Origin of the sequence: Enterobacter sp. 03-F-07-AD-ECC (assembly GCF_047530935.1) — a bacterium.
In the GTDB taxonomy this organism is placed as follows: domain Bacteria; phylum Pseudomonadota; class Gammaproteobacteria; order Enterobacterales; family Enterobacteriaceae; genus Enterobacter; species Enterobacter cloacae.
Genome location: NZ_JBLKBZ010000001.1, coordinates 451,340 through 468,677, shown reverse-complemented (window position 1 = coordinate 468,677; position 17,338 = coordinate 451,340). Strand labels below are relative to the sequence as shown.

Here is a 17,338-nt window from a genome sequence, read left to right as displayed (position 1 = left end):
AACGGGTTTTCATTCACAGGAGCAGGTTTCATGCCAAACAGACAAAATACGCAACACGGTACGGCCGCTGATTCCGGTGCGGTATACAGCCCACGGCTTTGCAATGAGGATTTGGCACCGACGCGTGACCAGAACTGGAGCTGGTACAACATCTTTTCTTTCTGGATGTCCGACGTCCACAGCATGGGGGGATACGTGGTCGCCGCGAGCTTCTTTACGCTCGGGCTGGCAAGCTGGCAGGTGTTGCTCTGCCTGCTGGTGGGAATTTGCATTGTGCAGTTGTGTGCCAACCTGGTGGCGAAACCGAGCCAGATGGCGGGCGTGCCGTATGCGGTGATCAGCCGTCAGGCCTTTGGCGTGTTCGGGGCAAACATTCCGGCGGTGATCCGCGGGCTTATCGCCTTTGCCTGGTACGGCATTCAGACCTATCTGGCCGCTAACGCCCTGATGCTGGTGGCGCTGAAGTTCTGGCCGTCGCTCTCGTCGCTCACCACCGGCGCGTTCCTCGGACTGTCGCACCTGGGCTGGGTCTGCTTTGCCATTATGTGGGTATTGCAGGCAATGGTCTTCTGGCACGGCATGAATGCCATCAAGCGCTTTATCGACATCGCCGGCCCGGCGGTGTATGTGGTGATGCTGGCGCTGGCAGGATGGATTGTATACAAGACCGGATTCGACGGGATCTCCTTTACCCTCGCCAGCAAATCCCTGAGCGCGGGCGAGCAGACCTGGCAGATGATCACCGCCACGGCGCTGGTGGTTTCCTACTTCTCAGGCCCGTTGCTCAACTTTGGTGATTTCTCCCGCTACGGCAAAAGCATGGGGGAAATCCGCCGCGGCAACCGCTGGGGCCTGCCGTTTAACTTCCTGCTGTTCTCCATCGTGACCGTGGTGATTGTCTCCGGTACCCAGTCGCTGTTTGGCCGCATGATCACCGACCCGATTGAAACCGTCAGCCGCGTGGGCAACGATCTGGCGGTGGCGATTGGTCTGTTGACCATGATCACCGCCACCATCGGGATTAACATCGTGGCCAATTTCGTCTCCCCGGCGTTTGATTTCTCTAACTGTTCCCCGCAGAAAATCAGCTTCCGCACCGGGGGAATGATTGCCGCCGTCGGCTCGATCCTGTTAACCCCGTGGAACCTGTTTAACTCCCCGGAGCTTATTCATTACACCCTGGATGTGCTGGGGGCGTTTATCGGTCCGCTGTTCGGTATCCTGATTGCCGATTTCTACCTGATTAAGCGTGGCAAGGTATCCGTGGACGACCTGTTCGATGACACGCCAGAAGGGAAATACTGGTACCGCAACGGCTTTAACCCGAAAGCCATCGGCGCGCTGATCCCCTCGGTTGCCGTCGGGCTGGTGATAAGCTTCATCCCGGCGCTGCATGAGGTGGCAAACTTTAGCTGGTTCATTGGCGTGTTCCTTGGCGGGGTAACCTACCGCTGGCTGGCGCGCGAAGAGCGCGAAGGGGCGTCCGCCGCTCACTTCACGGCACGCGAGGCCACGCAAACAATCAGACAGGAGCCGTGATGGATTACCAGACTGCGATACGCGGTGCATTTTTCGATATCGCCCGGGTCTGCGACAGCGCAGACCTGATTGCCGACCATGCGCGCTACCAGGAGGACGGCCTGCTGTTTATTCACCACGGGAAAATCGTGGCGCTCATGGCCTGGCAGGAGGGAGAGCAATATCTTGACCCGCACAAGGGTTACACTGACCTGCGCGGCAAACTGCTGCTGCCCGGCTTTATCGATACCCACGTTCATTACCCGCAGACCGAGATGATCGGCGCCTTCGGCGAGCAGCTGCTGGAGTGGCTGACCACCTATACGTTTCCGGTGGAGAGCCAGTTTGCCGACGAGAGCTACGCAAAAGAGATCGCAGAATTTTTCATAAATCAGCTGGTGAGCCACGGCACTACCACCGCACTGGTGTTTTGCACACTGCATCCGCAATCGGTGGATGCGCTGTTTACCGAAGCATCGCGTCTGAATATGCGCCTTATCGCCGGGAAGGTGATGATGGACCGGCACACCCCGGACTACCTGACCGAAACGGCACAACAGAGCTACCAGCAGACGCGGGATCTAATCCAGCGCTGGCACCACCATGGACGGCTGGGGTATGCCATTACGCCACGCTTTGCGCCCACCTCATCACCGGAACTGCTGGCAGCGGTGCGTTTACTCAGAGAGGAGTTTCCGGACACCTGGCTGCAAACCCATCTGAGCGAAAACCCGAACGAAGTGGCCTGGGTTAATGACCTGTGGCCGGAGCATGAACGTTATCTGGATGTCTATCACCACTACGGCCTCACCGGCGAGCGCAGCGTGTTTGCTCACGGGATCCATCTGCACCACAGCGAGTGGCAGTGCCTGCACGACACCGGATCGGCGGTGGCGTTTTGCCCTACCTCCAATCTGTTTCTTGGCAGCGGGCTGTTTCGGTTACCCGCCTGCTGGCAGCACAAGGTGCGGATGGGTATCGGCACCGACGTCGGCGCGGGTACCACCTTCAGTATGCTGCGCACGCTGGGGGAAGCTTACAAGGTAGGTCAATTGCAGAGCTATCGCCTGCGCGCCAGCGAGGCCTTTTATCATGCCACGCTGGGTGGCGCGCATGCCCTGCGTCTGGATGACAAAATTGGCAACTTCGCTCCAGGCAAAGAGGCCGATTTTATCGTGATCGACCCGGCCGTCACCCCGCTGCAGCGCCTGCGTAGCGGGCGCTGCAAGGATATCTACGAGCAACTGTTTGTGCTGATGACCCTGGGCGACGAGCGTAATATCAGCCAAACCTGGGTCAACGGCGAGCCAGTGTGGTCAGCTGCCGCGGTAGGTTGACCAGCCGCCAGGAGCAATCACAAACGGCAGATGGAAGTGCTCATCTGCCGTTTCGCCGATAAGAAAATCAATCTGCGCGCAGGGATAGAGCGTGTCGCGCCCCGTTTCGCTAAACCAGGCGCCAGTCTCGGCCACCAGCCGATAGCGGCCCGCAGGCAGGACGGGAACAAATTCGGTGATGCGGCCCTGCGCGTTGGTCACACCAGTTGCGATGATCTCCGCGTCCTGTTCAAGACGTACCGTCACCCCCTGCGCGGGTTTGCCCGTCGAGATATCCAGAATATGTGTACTGAGCGTGCTCATGCGCCAATGACTCCTTCCAGTCGTAATAAGGTAATTTCCCGCAGCTGATCCAGTGCGGCCTGCACCTCCTGCGCATCGCTGTTTTCCAGCCGCGCGTTCAGGGCCTGCAGGATCTCCTCCCCGCTGCGGCCTTTGGCGCGGATCAGAAAGACGCGCCCGAAACGGCTTTCGTAGCGGGCATTGCCTGCCCGTAACGCCTCAGCAAGCCGGGCATCATCATGATTCACCGCTCCCTGCTCCCGACGCGACAGCGCCGCCTCCGCCTGCGTGCCCATGGGCTTCTCACCGATGCGCGGATGCGCGCTCAGGGCCTGCGTGAGCGCGTGTTCATCCCAGCTATGCGTCAGCGCCTGGGCCGCGTTAAACAAAACCTCCCGGCTCGGATAAGGCCGCCCGGCGACCAGCGCCTCGGCCCAGCCGGGAATGGCCACGCAAGGGTGTAATAGCGTAAGCACCTCTTCGAGACTTCGGTGATTAAAATCGTCCAGCGTTATCATGGTTCCTCCCGTGTCATCATCGTCCCTGAACATTGCACAAAACACGCCACTCTTGCCTGAGACCTGAAACAGTTGATTCCTTAACCCTAAACCGGAAATTATTGATTCATAAAAAGGCATTCCCACCGCGATAACGCACCTTAGCAGTGCAAACATCCCTCCCACAACGCCCTTTACCCCACTCTGCAGCCTGGTACGCAAATTGCTGATGTTAATGACACCCGGCAAAAGGAGAGAAGCATGAAAGCAATCGTCATTGGTGCGGGCATTGGTGGCCTGAGCGCCGCTGTCGCGCTGGAAAAGGCGGGCATCGACTGTACCGTATTTGAAGCAGTAAAAGAGATCAAACCCGTTGGCGCGGCCATCTCCATCTGGCCCAACGGGGTGAAATGCATGCAGCACCTCGGCATGGGCGACATCATTGAGACATACGGCGGGCCAATGCGCTTTATGGCCTACAAGGATCACCGGCGCGGCGACACGTTGACCCGCTTTAGCCTGGCCCCGCTGGTGGAGCGCACCGGGGGACGCCCCTGCCCCGTCTCGCGCGCTGAACTGCAGCGCGAGATGCTGGACTTCTGGGGTCGCGAGCGGGTGCAGTTCGGCAAGCGCGTCGAACACGTCCGGGAAGATGATGCTGGCGTCAGCGTAACATTTACCGACGGCAGCACGGCGACGGGCGATTTTCTGATTGCCGCCGATGGCAGCCATTCGGCGGTGCGCCCGTACGTGCTGGGGTATACCCCCGAGCGCCGCTACGCCGGTTACGTTAACTGGAACGGACTGGTGAAGATTGATGAAGAGATTGCCCCCGCCCACCAGTGGACCACGTTTGTGGGAGAAGGCAAGCGTGTGTCGCTGATGCCCGTCTCCGGTGGCCGCTTCTATTTCTTTTTTGATGTCCCGCTTCCCCTCGGTCTGGCGGAAGATCGCACCACCCTCAGAGCCGATCTCACGGGTTACTTCCGCGGCTGGGCGCCGCCGGTGCAGAAGCTGATCGCCGCGCTGGATCCGGATACCACCAACCGCATTGAAATCCACGACATTGAGCCCTTCGACAGCCTGGTACGCGGCCACGTGGCGCTGCTCGGCGATGCGGCGCACAGCACCACGCCGGATATCGGCCAGGGCGGCTGCGCGGCGCTGGAGGATGCGGTTGTGCTGGGTGATTGTCTGCGCGAAAACCACAACATTACGCTGGCGCTGCGGCAGTACGAAGCTCTGCGCTGTGACCGGGTACGCGACCTGGTGCTGAAGGCTCGCAAGCGCTGTGACGTCACGCACGGTAAAGATATGGCGTTAACCAGAGCCTGGTATCAGGAGCTGAGAGAGGAGACCGGGGAGCGCATTATCAACGGTTTGTGCGACACCATTCAGGGCGGACCATTAGGCTGAACGTAAGAGGAATACACATGAATAAAGCACCTGTACCACCCGCCCATTGCACGTTTGAGCCAGAGGACTGGCTGCGTCTGGCAAAGTGCTGGCATCCGGTTGCGCGCGCCTGCGACATTGGCGCGGCGCCGGTTAAGGCGACCCTGCTGGACGAAGCGCTGGTTATCTACCGCGTGAAAGGCCAGGTCGTGGTCGCCCGCGACGTTTGTCCGCATCGCGGCGTGCCGCTGACGCTGGGCTTTCATGATGAGCACGGGATTATCTGCCCCTACCATGGCCTGCGCTTCGGGGAAGATGGCCGCTGCAACCGTATTCCCTCCAGCCCCGACCAGCCAGTACCGGCGAAACTCAACCTGATTAACTACGCCGTGGAGGAGCGCTTTGGCTTGATCTGGACGTGTCTGGCGTTTGACCCGGATAACCCGATGCCGCTGCCCACCATGCCGCACTGGGATGACGACGGCTTTCAGCAGATCAACTGTCCGGCGTTTGAGGTGAATGGCTTCGCTGGCCGCCAGGTGGAAGGATTTTTGGATGTGGCGCATTTTGCGTGGATCCACACCAGCACCTTTGCGGACCCGGATAACCAGCTCGTCCCGACCTATCAGCCACAGGAAACACCGTTTGGTTTTGTAGCGGACTACTGGAGTTCGGTGAGCAATTATCCCGCCAGCGCTGACGTGCAGGCGCCCGAAGGCTTCCAGTGGCTGCGCCATTTTGAAATGCATTTGCCGTTTACCGCCACCCTGACGATCCATTTTCCGGGCGAATCCCGGCTGGTGATCATGAACGCCGCGTCGCCGGTCTCGTCACGCGTCACCCGCATGTTTGCCCCGATTGCGCGCAACTTTGATCTGCATATCCCGGTGGAAGAGGTGCATGCCTTTAACCTGCGGATTTTTGAGGAAGACCGCCTGATGGTCGAGACCCAGCGCCCGGAAAGTTTGCCGTTGGATCTGACCCTTGAAGCCCATATTCCCGCGGATAAAAGCTCGATTGCCTATCGCCGGGGGCTGAAAAAGATGGGTTTTGGCGCGTTTTTCCTGGTCTGATGGAGGGCTGTCATGAGTGATATCTTAAGCGTTATCGTCGACGGGCTGTGGCGTCAGGGGAACAAAAGCCTCGCCGTCAGGCTGGTGGCGGAAAACGGTGAAGCGCTGCCTGAGTGGCAGCCCGGTGCGCATATCGACGTGCATTTACCCTGCGGGGTTATACGTCAGTATTCCCTGACCGGCCCATGCGGGAGTGAAGGCTATCTGATCTGCGTGGGCCGGGAAACCGCCTCGCGCGGCGGGTCGCGCTATATTCATGAGACGCTGCGTCCCGGTCAGACGCTGCTGATCTCCGCGCCGCGCAATCTGTTTGCCCTGCAGGAGGCCGAACGGGTGTTGCTGCTGGCTGCGGGGATCGGGATTACGCCACTGTATGCCATGGCCCTGCAGCTGGAAGCAGCCGGAACCCCGTTCACTCTGCACTATTATGTCAAACACGCTGAAAGCGCGGCTTTCGCCCGCGAGCTGGCGCAGCTGAAGCACGGCGAATGCGTTATCCATACCACCAGCCCGCGCACGTTGCTGGCAGAGCATATCCCGGTGGCCGCGGCGGGTCTTCACGCCTGGGTCTGTGGCCCGGCCGGGTTTATGGAAAAAGTACGTGAGGTGGCGACGGCGAAAGGCTGGGATGGCGCCACGATCCACAGCGAGGCGTTTCAACCCGCTGCGCCTGATACCGGCGCTGAAAGCGGCGAGATCTTCACGGTTAAACTGGCCTCCTCCGGAGAGCGCTGGCCTGTACCCGCAGATAAAACCATTGCCCAGGTGCTACAGGAAAACGGTGTGGCCGTACCGCTCTCCTGCGAGATGGGGATCTGCGGTGCGTGTCTGACACCGGTGATTGACGGCGTGGTGGATCACCGGGATAGCGTACAGTCAGAGGCAGAGAAAAACGCCCCGAACTCGCATGTGGCGCTGTGTTGCTCAAGAAGTCATTCCGCTGAGCTGGTGATTGGGCTGTAAAACGAAAAAACCCTGCGATAATGCTATCGCAGGGTTTTCGAATTTGGCGGAAGCGTAGAGATTCGAACTCTAGAACCCTTTCGGGTCGCCGGTTTTCAAGACCGGTGCCTTCAACCGCTCGGCCACGCTTCCAAAGTGAGGCGCACTATAAACATCTCTGAGCATGATGTAAAGCGTGAAATTGCATAAAGTTACACTTGCTCACCATCACTCCGCCCTCTGGCGTCATGACTCACTTCGGCGACGTTAATCTGGATATGAAGTTTCCCTCTCATCACAGGCACCGGCAAATGTCCGGCAGGCAGCGTGTTGCGCTCAATCACAATATATGTATTATGTTATAACATAACAATTTGGGATTGATTCTTATGCTTCTGAAAAAAGGGTTATTACTGACAGTACTGCTGGCCATGGCACCAGCCACATTTGCAGCAACAACTTACCCGCTGACGATTGAAAATTGCGGCGTCAGGCAGACCTTTACGCAAGCGCCACAGCGCGTCGTTACCGTGGGTCAGCATGAAACGGAATTGCTGCTCGCGCTGGGGCTGGAAAAATCTGTCGCCGCAACCTCAGTCTGGTTCGGCAAACTCCCGGATTCGCTGGCTGATGCCGGAAAAAAACTCCCCCGCCTTGCGGATAACTCCCCCTCTTTTGAAGCCGTGGTGGGACAAAAACCGGAACTCGTCCTCGCTCAGTATCACTGGCATATTGGCCCGCAGGGCGAGGTGGGAACACGCGAGCAGTTTGCATCACTGGGGCTCAAGACGTGGATCTCCCCTGCCGACTGCACGGACAAAACGGTGACGGCAACCTCAAACGCAGACGGGGCACGGAGCACGCCGTTTTCACTGGCAGAAATAAAACACGAAGTCACAGACCTGGCCGCCATCTTTGATGTTCCCGCGCGCGGCGAGCAGCTCAATCGTGACCTGACAGAACGGATTCAGAAAGCGCAGGCGCGCATCTCAGCAAAACCCCTGAAGGTTGTCTTCTGGTTTTCAAGCAGCCGCCTGAATGGCGATCCCTGGGTGGCAGGGAATTACGGCGCACCTGGCTGGATAAGCCGCACGCTGGGGTTAAAGAACGTTATTGATTCGCATGATGAATGGCCCGCTGTCACCTGGGAACATATTGCCCAAATGCAGCCAGACGTTATCGTCATCGCTCAGATGTCACGCAGGCTCTACCCTGCCGATGACGCCGCGGTAAAAGAGGCCTTTTTACGACGCGATCCGGTGACAAGAAACATTCCGGCGGTCAGGAATAATCAGATTATTGTGGTGCCCGCAATGTCGTTAAACCCTTCTTTGCGTAACGTCGACGCGGTTGAGCTTATCAGCGATCGGCTGGCTTCATTCCAGGGCGAATAATGAGTCATGTATCTTCTCCCCGCCGCCAGCAGGGGTTAATGGCGGCAGGCGCCGTGGCATTGCCGCTGATGCTGGTCTTTGCCGCGAGTATCGGCGATATGCCGGTATCGTATGCCGTTACCGGAAAAGCGATCCTCAATGGTCTTGGGCTGACTGCATACGTTCTGCCGCAACCCGAGGAAGGCATCGTCTGGCAGTACCGCATGAGCCGCGCATTAATGGCTGCTTGCAGCGGCGGCGGCCTGGCGCTGTGCGGGCTGGTGCTCCAGTCAATACTGCGCAACCCCCTGGCGGAGCCCTATCTGCTGGGCATCTCCGCAGGCGCTTCGCTGGGGGCCGTCTGCGTGATGCTGCTCGGTATCGGGGGGAGCGTGATTGGCGTGAGCAGCGGTGCGTTTGTTGGCGCCTGCGCCGCTTTTGCGCTCATCATGTTGATTACAAACGGCATGAGCGCAAGCCCGTCGCGCATTTTGCTGGCAGGCATTGCGGGCACACAGCTCTTCAACGCCATGACCGCGTATATCGTCAGCACCTCCGCCAATGCCGAGCAGTCGCGTAGCGTTATGTTCTGGTTAATGGGCAGCCTGAGCGGTGTGCGCTGGCCGGACGCGCTGCTGGCGCTGGCCGTTACGTTAACGGGCCTGCTGATGGTATGCCTCTTTGCGCGGGCGCTGGACACCTTTACCTTTGGAGACGAGGTCTCTACCACCCTCGGGATTCCGGTGACCGCTGTACGAATTATCCTGTTGCTGACCTGCGCGTTCGTCACCGCAACCCTGGTCAGTGCCATAGGCGCAGTGGGATTTGTGGGGCTGGTCATTCCCCATGTGACGCGCATGCTCAGCGGTCCGGGCCATCGCCGCACGATCCCGCTGACGTTTCTTATCGGCGCGCACTTTATGATCCTGGCCGATGTCGTGTCACGCACGCTGATTGTGCACCAGGTGCTTCCCATCGGCGTGGTGACGGCACTGGTGGGCGCACCTGTCTTTGTGGCGCTGCTTTATCAAAACCGGAAGGAGCATCCATGAATATTTCCGTCTCGGGGTTAAGTGTGACCCGACAAGCACAGACGGTGCTTGAGGATATCGATCTCGACCTGTCATCCGGGCAGATTGTCGGCCTGTTAGGGCCAAACGGCTCGGGCAAATCAACGCTGTTACGCTGTCTTGCCGGGCTGTTTCCACACCACAGTGAACGCGTCGCGCTTAATGGCACGTCGCTTAGCGTGATGCCGTTAAAAACGCGTGCGCGGCAGTTAGCCTTCGTCCCGCAACATGCCGACGTTGAGGGAGAACTGACCGTCGAGGAAATCGTGCGGCTGGGACGTACGCCTTACCGGAAGGCGTTTCAGAGAAGCTCTCGCGATGATGATATGGCGGTGGAAGAGGCGATTAGCCTCATGCGGCTATGCGGATTACGCCAGCGGCGGTGGCAGCAACTGTCTGGTGGGGAGCGTCAGCGAACCCAGATAGCGCGAGCGCTGGCACAGCAGCCCCGGGTGTTGCTGCTTGATGAGCCGACAAACCACCTGGACATTCAGCACCAGCTGGAGCTGATGCGACTTATATCGCAACTGCCTCTTACGGTGGTGGTGGCGCTGCACGATCTCAATCTGGCGGCCAACTACTGCCAGCGGCTGATCCTGCTGAAGGCAGGGCGTATCGCGGCCACGGGCGCGCCTGCGGAAGTGCTCACCCCTGAAAATATCGAGCAAACCTGGTGTGTCAAAGCGAGCGTCTACAGGGCAGACGCCGGGATGACGATCGGCTACAACATGGGTGGCATGGCGGAGGTGTAGAGCCAAAGCAAAAAACCCTGCGATATTGCTATCGCAGGGTTTTCGAATTTGGCGGAAGCGTAGAGATTCGAACTCTAGAACCCTTTCGGGTCGCCGGTTTTCAAGACCGGTGCCTTCAACCGCTCGGCCACGCTTCCTAAGTGAGGCGAACTATAAACACCTCACCGCAGGCTGTAAAGAGCACGCGCATTCGTTCGCTTTAAAAATAGCCAAATTACGTTTAATCGGTTGAATAGACAACATATTGGCCATTTTGCCAGCATAATATCCAGCGATTGTCTTAGTGTTTTTTGATGTACATATCTTTCGTATAGTAGTACCCGAGCTTATCCGGCGTGAATCCCCCCACCCACGGCTTCACCAGGTGCGTACGAACGTAGTGATAGACAGGGATCGCCGGCACATCACGCCCCAGCAAATCCTCTGCCTGTTGATAAAACTTACCGCGCTCTTGTGCCGTTTTCGACTTCGCCGCATTCACCAGCGCTTGATCGTACTCAGGATTGCTGTACTGCGTGGTGTTTTGGCTATCCCCGGTACGGAAGTTATTCAGGAATGTGGAGGCGTCATCGTAATCGGCAATCCAGGCGTAGCGCACCGCGTCAAAGTTATGGGTGTGCATGGTATCGAGCATGGTTTTCCACTCCTGGTTCTGCAGCTTCGCCTCGACGCCGAGATTTTTCTTCCACATTGAGCTGGCAGCAATCGCGATACGCTGGTGCGTTTCAGAGGTGTTATACAGCAGATTAAAACTCAGTGGATGGCTGGCGTTATACCCGGCCTCTTCGAGCAGTTTTTTCGCCTCGGCAATACGCTTGTCCCGCGGCCAGCTGGCGTAATCCGGGTTCTGTAACTTAACGCCACCAATGTCCGGCTGGCTGATAAGCCACGCCGGACGCTGTCCCTGCCCCATCACTTTATCTGCGATGATGTCTTTATCGAGCGCCATATTGAGCGCCTTACGCACGCGCGCATCGTTGAACGGCGGACGGGCGGTGTTGAATTCGTAATAGTAGGTGGCAAGCTGCGGAGAGACATCCAGCTGGCTGCCCAGCGTTTTCTTAAGCTGGGCGAACTGGTTGACTGGCACCGTGTAGACAATATCGATTTCTCCCGCTTTATAGCGGTTCACATCAGCCGCCTCGGAGGTGATAGGCAGATATGTCACCTTGTTGATCACGGTATGGGCATTATCCCAGTAGCGCGGGTTACGCTCCGCCACAATACGTTCGTTAACCACCCATGAGGACAGCTTATAGGCACCGCTGCTGACGATGTGCTCGGGCTTGGTCCACTTATCGCCGAAACGCCCCACCAGGACTTTATCTATTGGCACCAGAGACGGGTGTGCCAGCATCGCCAGGAAAGCAGCATTCGGCTGCGAAAGCGTGACTTCCAGCGTGGTGTCATTGATGGCTTTCACGCCCAGCGTATCGGGCGCTTTTTTACCTTCGGCAATTTCAGTGCCGTTGACGATAAGCATGCTACCGGGATAGCTGGCATACGGTGAGGCGGTTTTTGGGTCAACCAGTCGCTGCCAGCTCCAGACGATATCTTCCGCGGTGATGGCGGTACCGTCGCTCCAGGTGATGCCCGGACGCAGATGGAACGTCCAGACGGTGTTGTCCTTGTTCTCCCATTTTTCCGCCAGCCGTGGCTGGATTTCACCCGCCGGGGAGACACTGACCAGCCCGTCGAATAAATCGCTGATAATATTGAATTCGACATCGCTTTCGACTTTATGCGGGTCGAGCGAAGCGGGTTCACTTCCGTTATTCCTGACCAGTTCCTGCTTATCGGCCAGCTGCGTTCCTGCCGGCACGTTAGCCGCCAAGGATCCCGTGCTGGCACACAGGATCCCGGCCGCCAGTAAAGAGAGTGTAAAGTGAGTGCGTGTTTGTGGTTTCATTTCCTTCGCCTTATTGTCTGTTTTGTGACGATCCGGAAATAACTCTTAGCGGCCTTATGGTAATAAGGCAATATTTTTCAGTAACCTATAAGAGCTTGATCTGATTAATTGAGCCAAACCGCTGTTCATACTAATGAAACGTCTTTCTGCAGAATAAATAACCAGCTCCGGCGCTAACCTGCTGAGTAAAGATGGGTAAAACCACTTTGAGACTGGCGCGCCGTTTCCTATTCTTTCCGTTAATTACATCTGTCATAAGAGAGTGACTCATGGATCGTATAATTACTTCCTCACGCGACCGCACATCGCTACTCAGCACCCACAAGGTGCTGCGCAATACGTACTTTATGCTCAGCCTGACGCTGGCGTTTTCGGCGATCACCGCCACCGCCAGCACCGTGCTGATGCTGCCGTCTCCGGGGCTGATCCTGACGCTGGTGGGGATGTACGGTCTGATGTTCCTGACCTACAAAACCGCTGACAAACCGGTCGGTATTCTCTCCGCGTTCGCCTTTACCGGCTTCCTGGGTTATATCCTGGGGCCAATCCTGAACGCATACCTGTCTGCCGGCATGGGTGATGTGATCGGTATGGCGCTGGGCGGCACCGCGCTGGTGTTCTTCTGCTGCTCCGCCTACGTGCTGACCACCCGCAAGGACATGTCTTTCCTCGGCGGTATGCTGATGGCAGGTATCGTGGTGGTGCTGATTGGTATGGTGGCTAACATCTTCCTGCAGCTCCCAGCCCTGCACCTGGCGATTAGCGCGGTGTTTATCCTGCTGTCATCCGGCGCGATCCTGTATGAAACCAGCAACATCATTCACGGCGGTGAGACCAACTACATCCGCGCCACCGTGAGCCTGTATGTGTCGCTGTACAACATCTTCGTCAGCCTGCTGAGCATCCTGGGCTTCGCCAGCCGGGATTAAGCCAGAGTGTTGTGTACCGAGCCCCGCTTATGCGGGGCTTTGTTTTTTGGTACACTGCGGCGGTTTTTGACTGATGCGTGAATAACTATGTTGAGCTTTGAAGGTAAAGAGATCGAAACCGATAACGACGGTTATCTGAAAGACAGCCACCAGTGGAGCGAGGCGCTGGCGGAAGTGATTGCAGAAAAAGAGGCGATCGCGCTCTCCCCTGAGCACTGGGAAGTGGTGCGCTTTGTGCGCGAGTTCTATCTCGAATTCAATACCTCTCCGGCTATCCGGATGCTGGTTAAAGCCATGGCCAATAAATTCGGTGAAGAGAAAGGCAACAGCCGCTATCTGTATCGTCTGTTCCCGAAAGGCCCGGCCAAACAGGCCACCAAAATTGCCGGCCTGCCTAAACCGGTGAAATGCATTTAGTAGCGAATACCGAAGTTCATGTATTCCCGGCCGGGTTGATGCGGTTCGGTTAAGACCTTATCAACCCGGGCACTGCGCGGCCCACCCGCTTTCAGCCACGCCAGCAGTTTTTCAACCTGCTCTGCCTCGCCACAGGCGACCACCTCAACGCTGCCATCATCCATGTTTCGCGCATATCCCGTTAGCCCAAGCTGAACGGCCTCGCGCTGCGTGCTGTAGCGGAAGCCCACGCCCTGAACGACGCCGTGAACCCAGGCGATAGTGCAGACTTTTGACATCTTCCTTCTCCTTATCCGTCTGGCGCGTTGCATTTCCCCGGCGAACTCGGGAAAATGGCGGCCATTTTCTTGAATCGACAGAATAGCAAATTATGAGTGTACGTTTAGTGTTAGCCAAAGGGCGCGAGAAGTCATTACTGCGCCGTCATCCCTGGGTCTTTTCCGGCGCGGTTGCCCGTATGGAAGGTAAAGCCAGCCTCGGTGAAACCATTGATATTGTTGACCATCAGGGGAAATGGTTAGCACGAGGCGCCTACTCGCCAGCCTCCCAGATCCGCGCGCGCGTCTGGACCTTCGACAAAGATGAAACCATCGATATCGACTTCTTTGTGCGTCGTTTGCAGCAGGCGCAGCAGTGGCGCGACTGGCTGGCCAAACGCGATGGTCTGGACAGCTATCGCCTGATTGCCGGAGAGTCCGACGGTCTGCCGGGCGTGACCATTGACCGCTTCGGTAACTTCCTGGTCCTGCAGTTACTGAGCGCTGGGGCGGAATACCAGCGCGCCGCGCTGATAAGCGCCCTGCAGTCTCTGTTCCCGGAGTGCGCCATCTATGACCGCAGCGATGTGGCTGTGCGTAAAAAAGAGGGAATGGAACTGACCCAGGGTCCGGTGACCGGCGAACTGCCGCCTGCCCTGCTGCCTATCGAAGAACACGGCATGAAGCTGCTGGTGGATATTCAGGGTGGTCATAAAACGGGCTATTACCTCGACCAGCGTGACAGCCGTCTGGCCACGCGTCAGTACGTTGCCGACAAACGCGTGCTCAACTGCTTCTCTTACACCGGCGGCTTTGCGGTATCGGCTTTAATGGGCGGCTGCGCGCAGGTGGTGAGCGTGGATACGTCTCAGGAAGCGCTGGATGTGGCAAAACAGAACGTCGAGCTGAACAAGCTGGATCTGAGCAAAGCCGAATTCATTCGCGACGACGTCTTCAAACTGCTGCGTAAATATCGCGATCAGGGGGAGAAGTTTGACGTTATCGTGATGGATCCGCCTAAGTTTGTGGAGAACAAAAGCCAGCTGATGGGTGCCTGCCGCGGCTATAAAGATATCAACATGCTGGCCATTCAGCTGTTGAACCCAGGCGGCGTGCTGCTCACCTTCTCCTGCTCTGGACTGATGACCACAGATTTATTTCAGAAAATCATCGCCGATGCCGCAATAGATGCTGGTCGTGATGTACAATTTATAGAGCAGTTCCGTCAGGCAGCCGATCACCCGGTGATCGCTACCTACCCGGAAGGGCTGTATCTGAAAGGGTTTGCCTGTCGCGTCATGTAACTTGAAAAGAGAAATATTGCCCGCACATAGAGTGTAAGTAGTGTTTCCCGGGAGGTGACTATGATTGCCAGCAAATTCGGTATCGGCCAGCAGGTCCGCCACACTTTGCTCGGGTATTTGGGTGTGGTCGTGGATATCGACCCGGAGTATTCCCTTGATGAACCGTCGGCGGATGAGCTGGCGGTGAACGCAGAGCTTCGCGCCGCACCCTGGTACCATGTGGTGATGGAAGGTGATGATGGACAACCCGTCCATACCTATCTTGCTGAGGCGCAGCTAAGCAGTGAATTGCAGGATGAGCATCCGGAGCAACCCACGATGGATGAACTGGCTCAGACTATCCGCAAACAGTTACAGGCTCCGCGCCTGCGGAACTAAGCGTGTAAAAAAAGCCCGATAACGGGCTTTTTTTTTATGACTTTGTCAGCCCCAGCCGGGGGATTTCAATCGCCGGACAGCGGTCCATCACTACCTTCAGCCCCGCCTCGCGCGCCAGCACCGCAGCCTGTTCGTTAATAACGCCTAACTGCATCCACAGCGTTTTCGCACCGATGGCAATGGCCTCCTGCGCCACGCCCCATGCAGCCTCGGAATTACGGAACACATCCACCATATCCACCTTTTCCGGTACGTCGTTTAGCGTGGCGTATCCTTGCTGGCCCAGCAAGGTCTTACCGGCCACTTTTGGTGACACAGGGATGACGTGGTAGCCCTGATCGAGAAGGTATTTCATTACCCGATAGCTTGGACGATCTGGTTTATCGCTCGCCCCCACCAGCGCAATGGTGCGTGTGGACGTCAAAATCTCGGCAATATCATTCTCTTTCATGCTTTTCCTCCTGGCTTTTTAACAAGTGTATGTCAAAGCGCACATCTCAACCATCCATCCCATACAGATGTATGAGAGCAAAAGGCCAGAATATGTCTATATGTTAGTAAACATGATTATCGACAAATTTAGATACATTATCGCGGTAAGCGTACGTTAAACAGGAGCCCCTATGAAAGCCGGCCTTGCCACTGCTGTGATTGCGTTAGTGATGCCGGTTTGCGTTTTTGCAACCACGCTTCGGCTTTCTTCCGACATTGACCTGCTGGTGCTGGACGGGAAAAAAGTCTCCAGTTCGTTATTACGCGGTGCCGACAGCATCGAACTGGATAACGGCCCTCATCAGGTGGTGTTCCGGGTGGAAAAAACCATCCGCCTTGCTAATCATGAACAACGAACGTATCTCTCCCCCCCGCTGATTATGAGCTTTAACACCCAGCAGGTAAGCCAGGTGAACTTTACGTTGCCGCGTCTGGAAACGGAAAAAGAGTCGGCGACGTTTGACGCCTCGCCGCGTGTGGAACTGGTGGATGGCGATGCCACCCCGATCCCGGTGAAGCTGGATATTCTGGCGCTGACGTCGTCACCGAAGGGCACAGATTATGAGGCCGCAACGCAAGCCTATAACAAAGCGGGTAAGCGCGCCTCGCTGCCCCGGTTTGCCACCATGATGGCTGACGACAGTACACTGCTGTCCGGCGTCTCAGAGCTGGATGTGATCCCCCCTCAATCCCAGACGCTGACAGAACAACGCCTGAAATTTTGGTTCCAGCAGGCCGATCCCGACACGCGAGCCCGTTTTTTACAGTGGGTGAAGCAACAACCTTCGTCGTAAGCCACATTTTTTTCGCCTTTCTCTTGCAGCATCAGGCGGTTCCCGTCATCGTGTAGCCAGTTAACCTGATGGATATGATTATGGAACTGACAACACGCACATTACCGGCACGCAAGCACATTGCGCTGGTTGCGCACGATCACTGTAAACAAATGCTGCTTAACTGGGTTCGCCGCCATCAGTCCTTGCTGGAAAAGCACGCCCTCTCGGCGACGGGCACCACCGGTAACCTTATCCACCGCGAAACGGGTCTGGAGGTGAACGCCATGCTGAGCGGCCCGATGGGTGGCGATCAGCAGGTGGGCGCACAGATTTCTGAGGGGAAAATTGATGTTCTGATCTTCTTCTGGGATCCGCTGAATGCGGTTCCGCATGACCCGGACGTGAAAGCGCTGCTGCGTCTTGCCACCGTCTGGAATATTCCGGTGGCGACAAACCTGTCGACGGCGGATTTCATCATTGAATCACCGCAGTTCAACTCGCCGGTTGAAATTCTCATCCCGGATTATCAGCGTTATCTTTCCGAGAGACTGAAGTAGCGTTATGCCCGGCGGCGCTACGCTTGCACGGGCCAACGAGTTTTGTCGGCCGGGTCAGGCGAAGCCACCACCCGGCAATC

General features: G+C 57.1%; 19 protein-coding genes and 2 tRNA genes. 14 read left to right on the top strand and 7 right to left on the bottom strand.

Annotation, left to right across the window (positions count from 1 at the left end; all coding sequences use genetic code 11):
* Nucleotides 1-30 precede the first annotated feature (30 nt).
* On the top strand, nucleotides 31-1,539 hold the full coding sequence (locus ACMWKA_RS02190) for an NCS1 family nucleobase:cation symporter-1 (RefSeq protein ID WP_038985560.1): 1,509 nt from the start codon (nucleotides 31-33) through the stop codon (nucleotides 1,537-1,539).
* Nucleotides 1,539-2,855 carry a guanine deaminase gene (guaD, locus tag ACMWKA_RS02185; protein WP_029883240.1) on the top strand — a complete coding sequence of 439 codons (1,317 nt, stop codon included), beginning with the start codon at nucleotides 1,539-1,541 and terminating at the stop codon, nucleotides 2,853-2,855. Before ACMWKA_RS02190 ends, guaD begins: the two co-directional genes overlap by 1 nt.
* Here guaD and uraH read toward each other — a convergent pair.
* On the bottom strand, nucleotides 2,835-3,158 hold the full coding sequence (gene uraH, locus ACMWKA_RS02180; RefSeq protein WP_013097234.1) for a hydroxyisourate hydrolase: 324 nt from the start codon (nucleotides 3,156-3,158) through the stop codon (nucleotides 2,835-2,837). The two genes, guaD and uraH, sit on opposite strands and share 21 nt — an antisense overlap.
* The gene (gene uraD, locus ACMWKA_RS02175) at nucleotides 3,155-3,655 is read right to left on the bottom strand and encodes a 2-oxo-4-hydroxy-4-carboxy-5-ureidoimidazoline decarboxylase (RefSeq protein WP_029883238.1); all 501 of its coding nucleotides are present in this window, start codon (nucleotides 3,653-3,655) and stop codon (nucleotides 3,155-3,157) included. The genes uraH and uraD overlap by 4 nt, the downstream gene beginning before the upstream one ends.
* Before the next feature lie 240 nt (nucleotides 3,656-3,895).
* Here uraD and hpxO point away from each other — a divergent pair, with 240 nt between their 5' ends.
* Genes hpxO through ACMWKA_RS02160 form a run of 3 tightly spaced genes read left to right on the top strand, consistent with a single transcriptional unit; the run spans nucleotide 3,896 to nucleotide 7,065 of the window.
* Complete coding sequence (hpxO, locus tag ACMWKA_RS02170; RefSeq protein ID WP_020689677.1) at nucleotides 3,896-5,050, top strand: FAD-dependent urate hydroxylase HpxO; 1,155 nt, start codon at nucleotides 3,896-3,898, stop codon at nucleotides 5,048-5,050.
* A 17-nt stretch (nucleotides 5,051-5,067) separates the two neighbouring features.
* The gene (gene hpxD, locus ACMWKA_RS02165; protein ID WP_013097237.1) at nucleotides 5,068-6,102 is read left to right on the top strand and encodes a molybdenum cofactor-independent xanthine hydroxylase subunit HpxD; all 1,035 of its coding nucleotides are present in this window, start codon (nucleotides 5,068-5,070) and stop codon (nucleotides 6,100-6,102) included.
* A 12-nt stretch (nucleotides 6,103-6,114) separates the two neighbouring features.
* Nucleotides 6,115-7,065, top strand: coding sequence for a PDR/VanB family oxidoreductase (locus ACMWKA_RS02160; protein ID WP_248031402.1), 951 nt, complete (start codon nucleotides 6,115-6,117; stop codon nucleotides 7,063-7,065).
* A gap of 44 nt (nucleotides 7,066-7,109) precedes the next feature.
* On the opposite strand, the gene ACMWKA_RS02155 is transcribed toward ACMWKA_RS02160, so the two are convergent.
* Nucleotides 7,110-7,197: transfer RNA gene (locus ACMWKA_RS02155), tRNA-Ser, on the bottom strand.
* Between the two features lie 236 nt (nucleotides 7,198-7,433).
* On the opposite strand from ACMWKA_RS02155, the gene ACMWKA_RS02150 reads away from it, so the two are divergent.
* From ACMWKA_RS02150 to ACMWKA_RS02140, 3 genes are read left to right on the top strand one after another with little or no spacing between them, the layout of a single operon-like run.
* Nucleotides 7,434-8,438 carry an ABC transporter substrate-binding protein gene (locus ACMWKA_RS02150; protein WP_248076564.1) on the top strand — a complete coding sequence of 335 codons (1,005 nt, stop codon included), beginning with the start codon at nucleotides 7,434-7,436 and terminating at the stop codon, nucleotides 8,436-8,438.
* On the top strand, nucleotides 8,438-9,469 hold the full coding sequence (locus ACMWKA_RS02145; protein ID WP_095427249.1) for a FecCD family ABC transporter permease: 1,032 nt from the start codon (nucleotides 8,438-8,440) through the stop codon (nucleotides 9,467-9,469). Before ACMWKA_RS02150 ends, ACMWKA_RS02145 begins: the two co-directional genes overlap by 1 nt.
* The gene (locus ACMWKA_RS02140) at nucleotides 9,466-10,239 is read left to right on the top strand and encodes an ABC transporter ATP-binding protein (protein ID WP_414759951.1); all 774 of its coding nucleotides are present in this window, start codon (nucleotides 9,466-9,468) and stop codon (nucleotides 10,237-10,239) included. The genes ACMWKA_RS02145 and ACMWKA_RS02140 overlap by 4 nt, the downstream gene beginning before the upstream one ends.
* A 49-nt stretch (nucleotides 10,240-10,288) precedes the next feature.
* On the opposite strand, the gene ACMWKA_RS02135 is transcribed toward ACMWKA_RS02140, so the two are convergent.
* Both ACMWKA_RS02135 and ACMWKA_RS02130 read right to left on the bottom strand, forming a co-directional pair.
* Nucleotides 10,289-10,376: transfer RNA gene (locus ACMWKA_RS02135), tRNA-Ser, on the bottom strand.
* A gap of 143 nt (nucleotides 10,377-10,519) precedes the next feature.
* On the bottom strand, nucleotides 10,520-12,148 hold the full coding sequence (locus tag ACMWKA_RS02130; RefSeq protein ID WP_414759950.1) for an ABC transporter substrate-binding protein: 1,629 nt from the start codon (nucleotides 12,146-12,148) through the stop codon (nucleotides 10,520-10,522).
* 269 nt (nucleotides 12,149-12,417) lie between these two features.
* Between ACMWKA_RS02130 and yccA the strand changes: the two genes are divergently transcribed.
* Complete coding sequence (gene yccA / locus ACMWKA_RS02125) at nucleotides 12,418-13,077, top strand: FtsH protease modulator YccA (RefSeq protein WP_013097244.1); 660 nt, start codon at nucleotides 12,418-12,420, stop codon at nucleotides 13,075-13,077.
* A gap of 87 nt (nucleotides 13,078-13,164) precedes the next feature.
* Nucleotides 13,165-13,494, top strand: coding sequence for a sulfurtransferase TusE (tusE, locus tag ACMWKA_RS02120; RefSeq protein ID WP_013097245.1), 330 nt, complete (start codon nucleotides 13,165-13,167; stop codon nucleotides 13,492-13,494).
* On the opposite strand, the gene yccX is transcribed toward tusE, so the two are convergent.
* Nucleotides 13,491-13,772 (bottom strand): acylphosphatase, encoded by a 282-nt coding sequence (gene yccX, locus ACMWKA_RS02115; RefSeq protein WP_013097246.1) that lies wholly within the window; start codon nucleotides 13,770-13,772, stop codon nucleotides 13,491-13,493. The two genes, tusE and yccX, sit on opposite strands and share 4 nt — an antisense overlap.
* A 92-nt stretch (nucleotides 13,773-13,864) precedes the next feature.
* On the opposite strand from yccX, the gene rlmI reads away from it, so the two are divergent.
* Nucleotides 13,865-15,055 (top strand): 23S rRNA (cytosine(1962)-C(5))-methyltransferase RlmI, encoded by a 1,191-nt coding sequence (rlmI, locus tag ACMWKA_RS02110; RefSeq protein WP_013097247.1) that lies wholly within the window; start codon nucleotides 13,865-13,867, stop codon nucleotides 15,053-15,055.
* Between the two features lie 60 nt (nucleotides 15,056-15,115).
* Nucleotides 15,116-15,433, top strand: coding sequence for a heat shock protein HspQ (hspQ, locus tag ACMWKA_RS02105; RefSeq protein ID WP_013097248.1), 318 nt, complete (start codon nucleotides 15,116-15,118; stop codon nucleotides 15,431-15,433).
* Nucleotides 15,434-15,467: 34 nt separating this feature from the next.
* On the opposite strand, the gene ACMWKA_RS02100 is transcribed toward hspQ, so the two are convergent.
* Nucleotides 15,468-15,884 (bottom strand): CoA-binding protein, encoded by a 417-nt coding sequence (locus tag ACMWKA_RS02100; protein WP_013097249.1) that lies wholly within the window; start codon nucleotides 15,882-15,884, stop codon nucleotides 15,468-15,470.
* 172 nt (nucleotides 15,885-16,056) lie between these two features.
* Here ACMWKA_RS02100 and csgI point away from each other — a divergent pair, with 172 nt between their 5' ends.
* Both csgI and mgsA read left to right on the top strand, forming a co-directional pair.
* Entirely contained in the window at nucleotides 16,057-16,719 is a 663-nt protein-coding gene (gene csgI / locus ACMWKA_RS02095; protein ID WP_020689685.1) for a curli synthesis inhibitor, read from the top strand.
* Between the two features lie 80 nt (nucleotides 16,720-16,799).
* Nucleotides 16,800-17,258 carry a methylglyoxal synthase gene (mgsA, locus tag ACMWKA_RS02090; protein ID WP_013097251.1) on the top strand — a complete coding sequence of 153 codons (459 nt, stop codon included), beginning with the start codon at nucleotides 16,800-16,802 and terminating at the stop codon, nucleotides 17,256-17,258.
* Nucleotides 17,259-17,338: the final 80 nt, after the last annotated feature.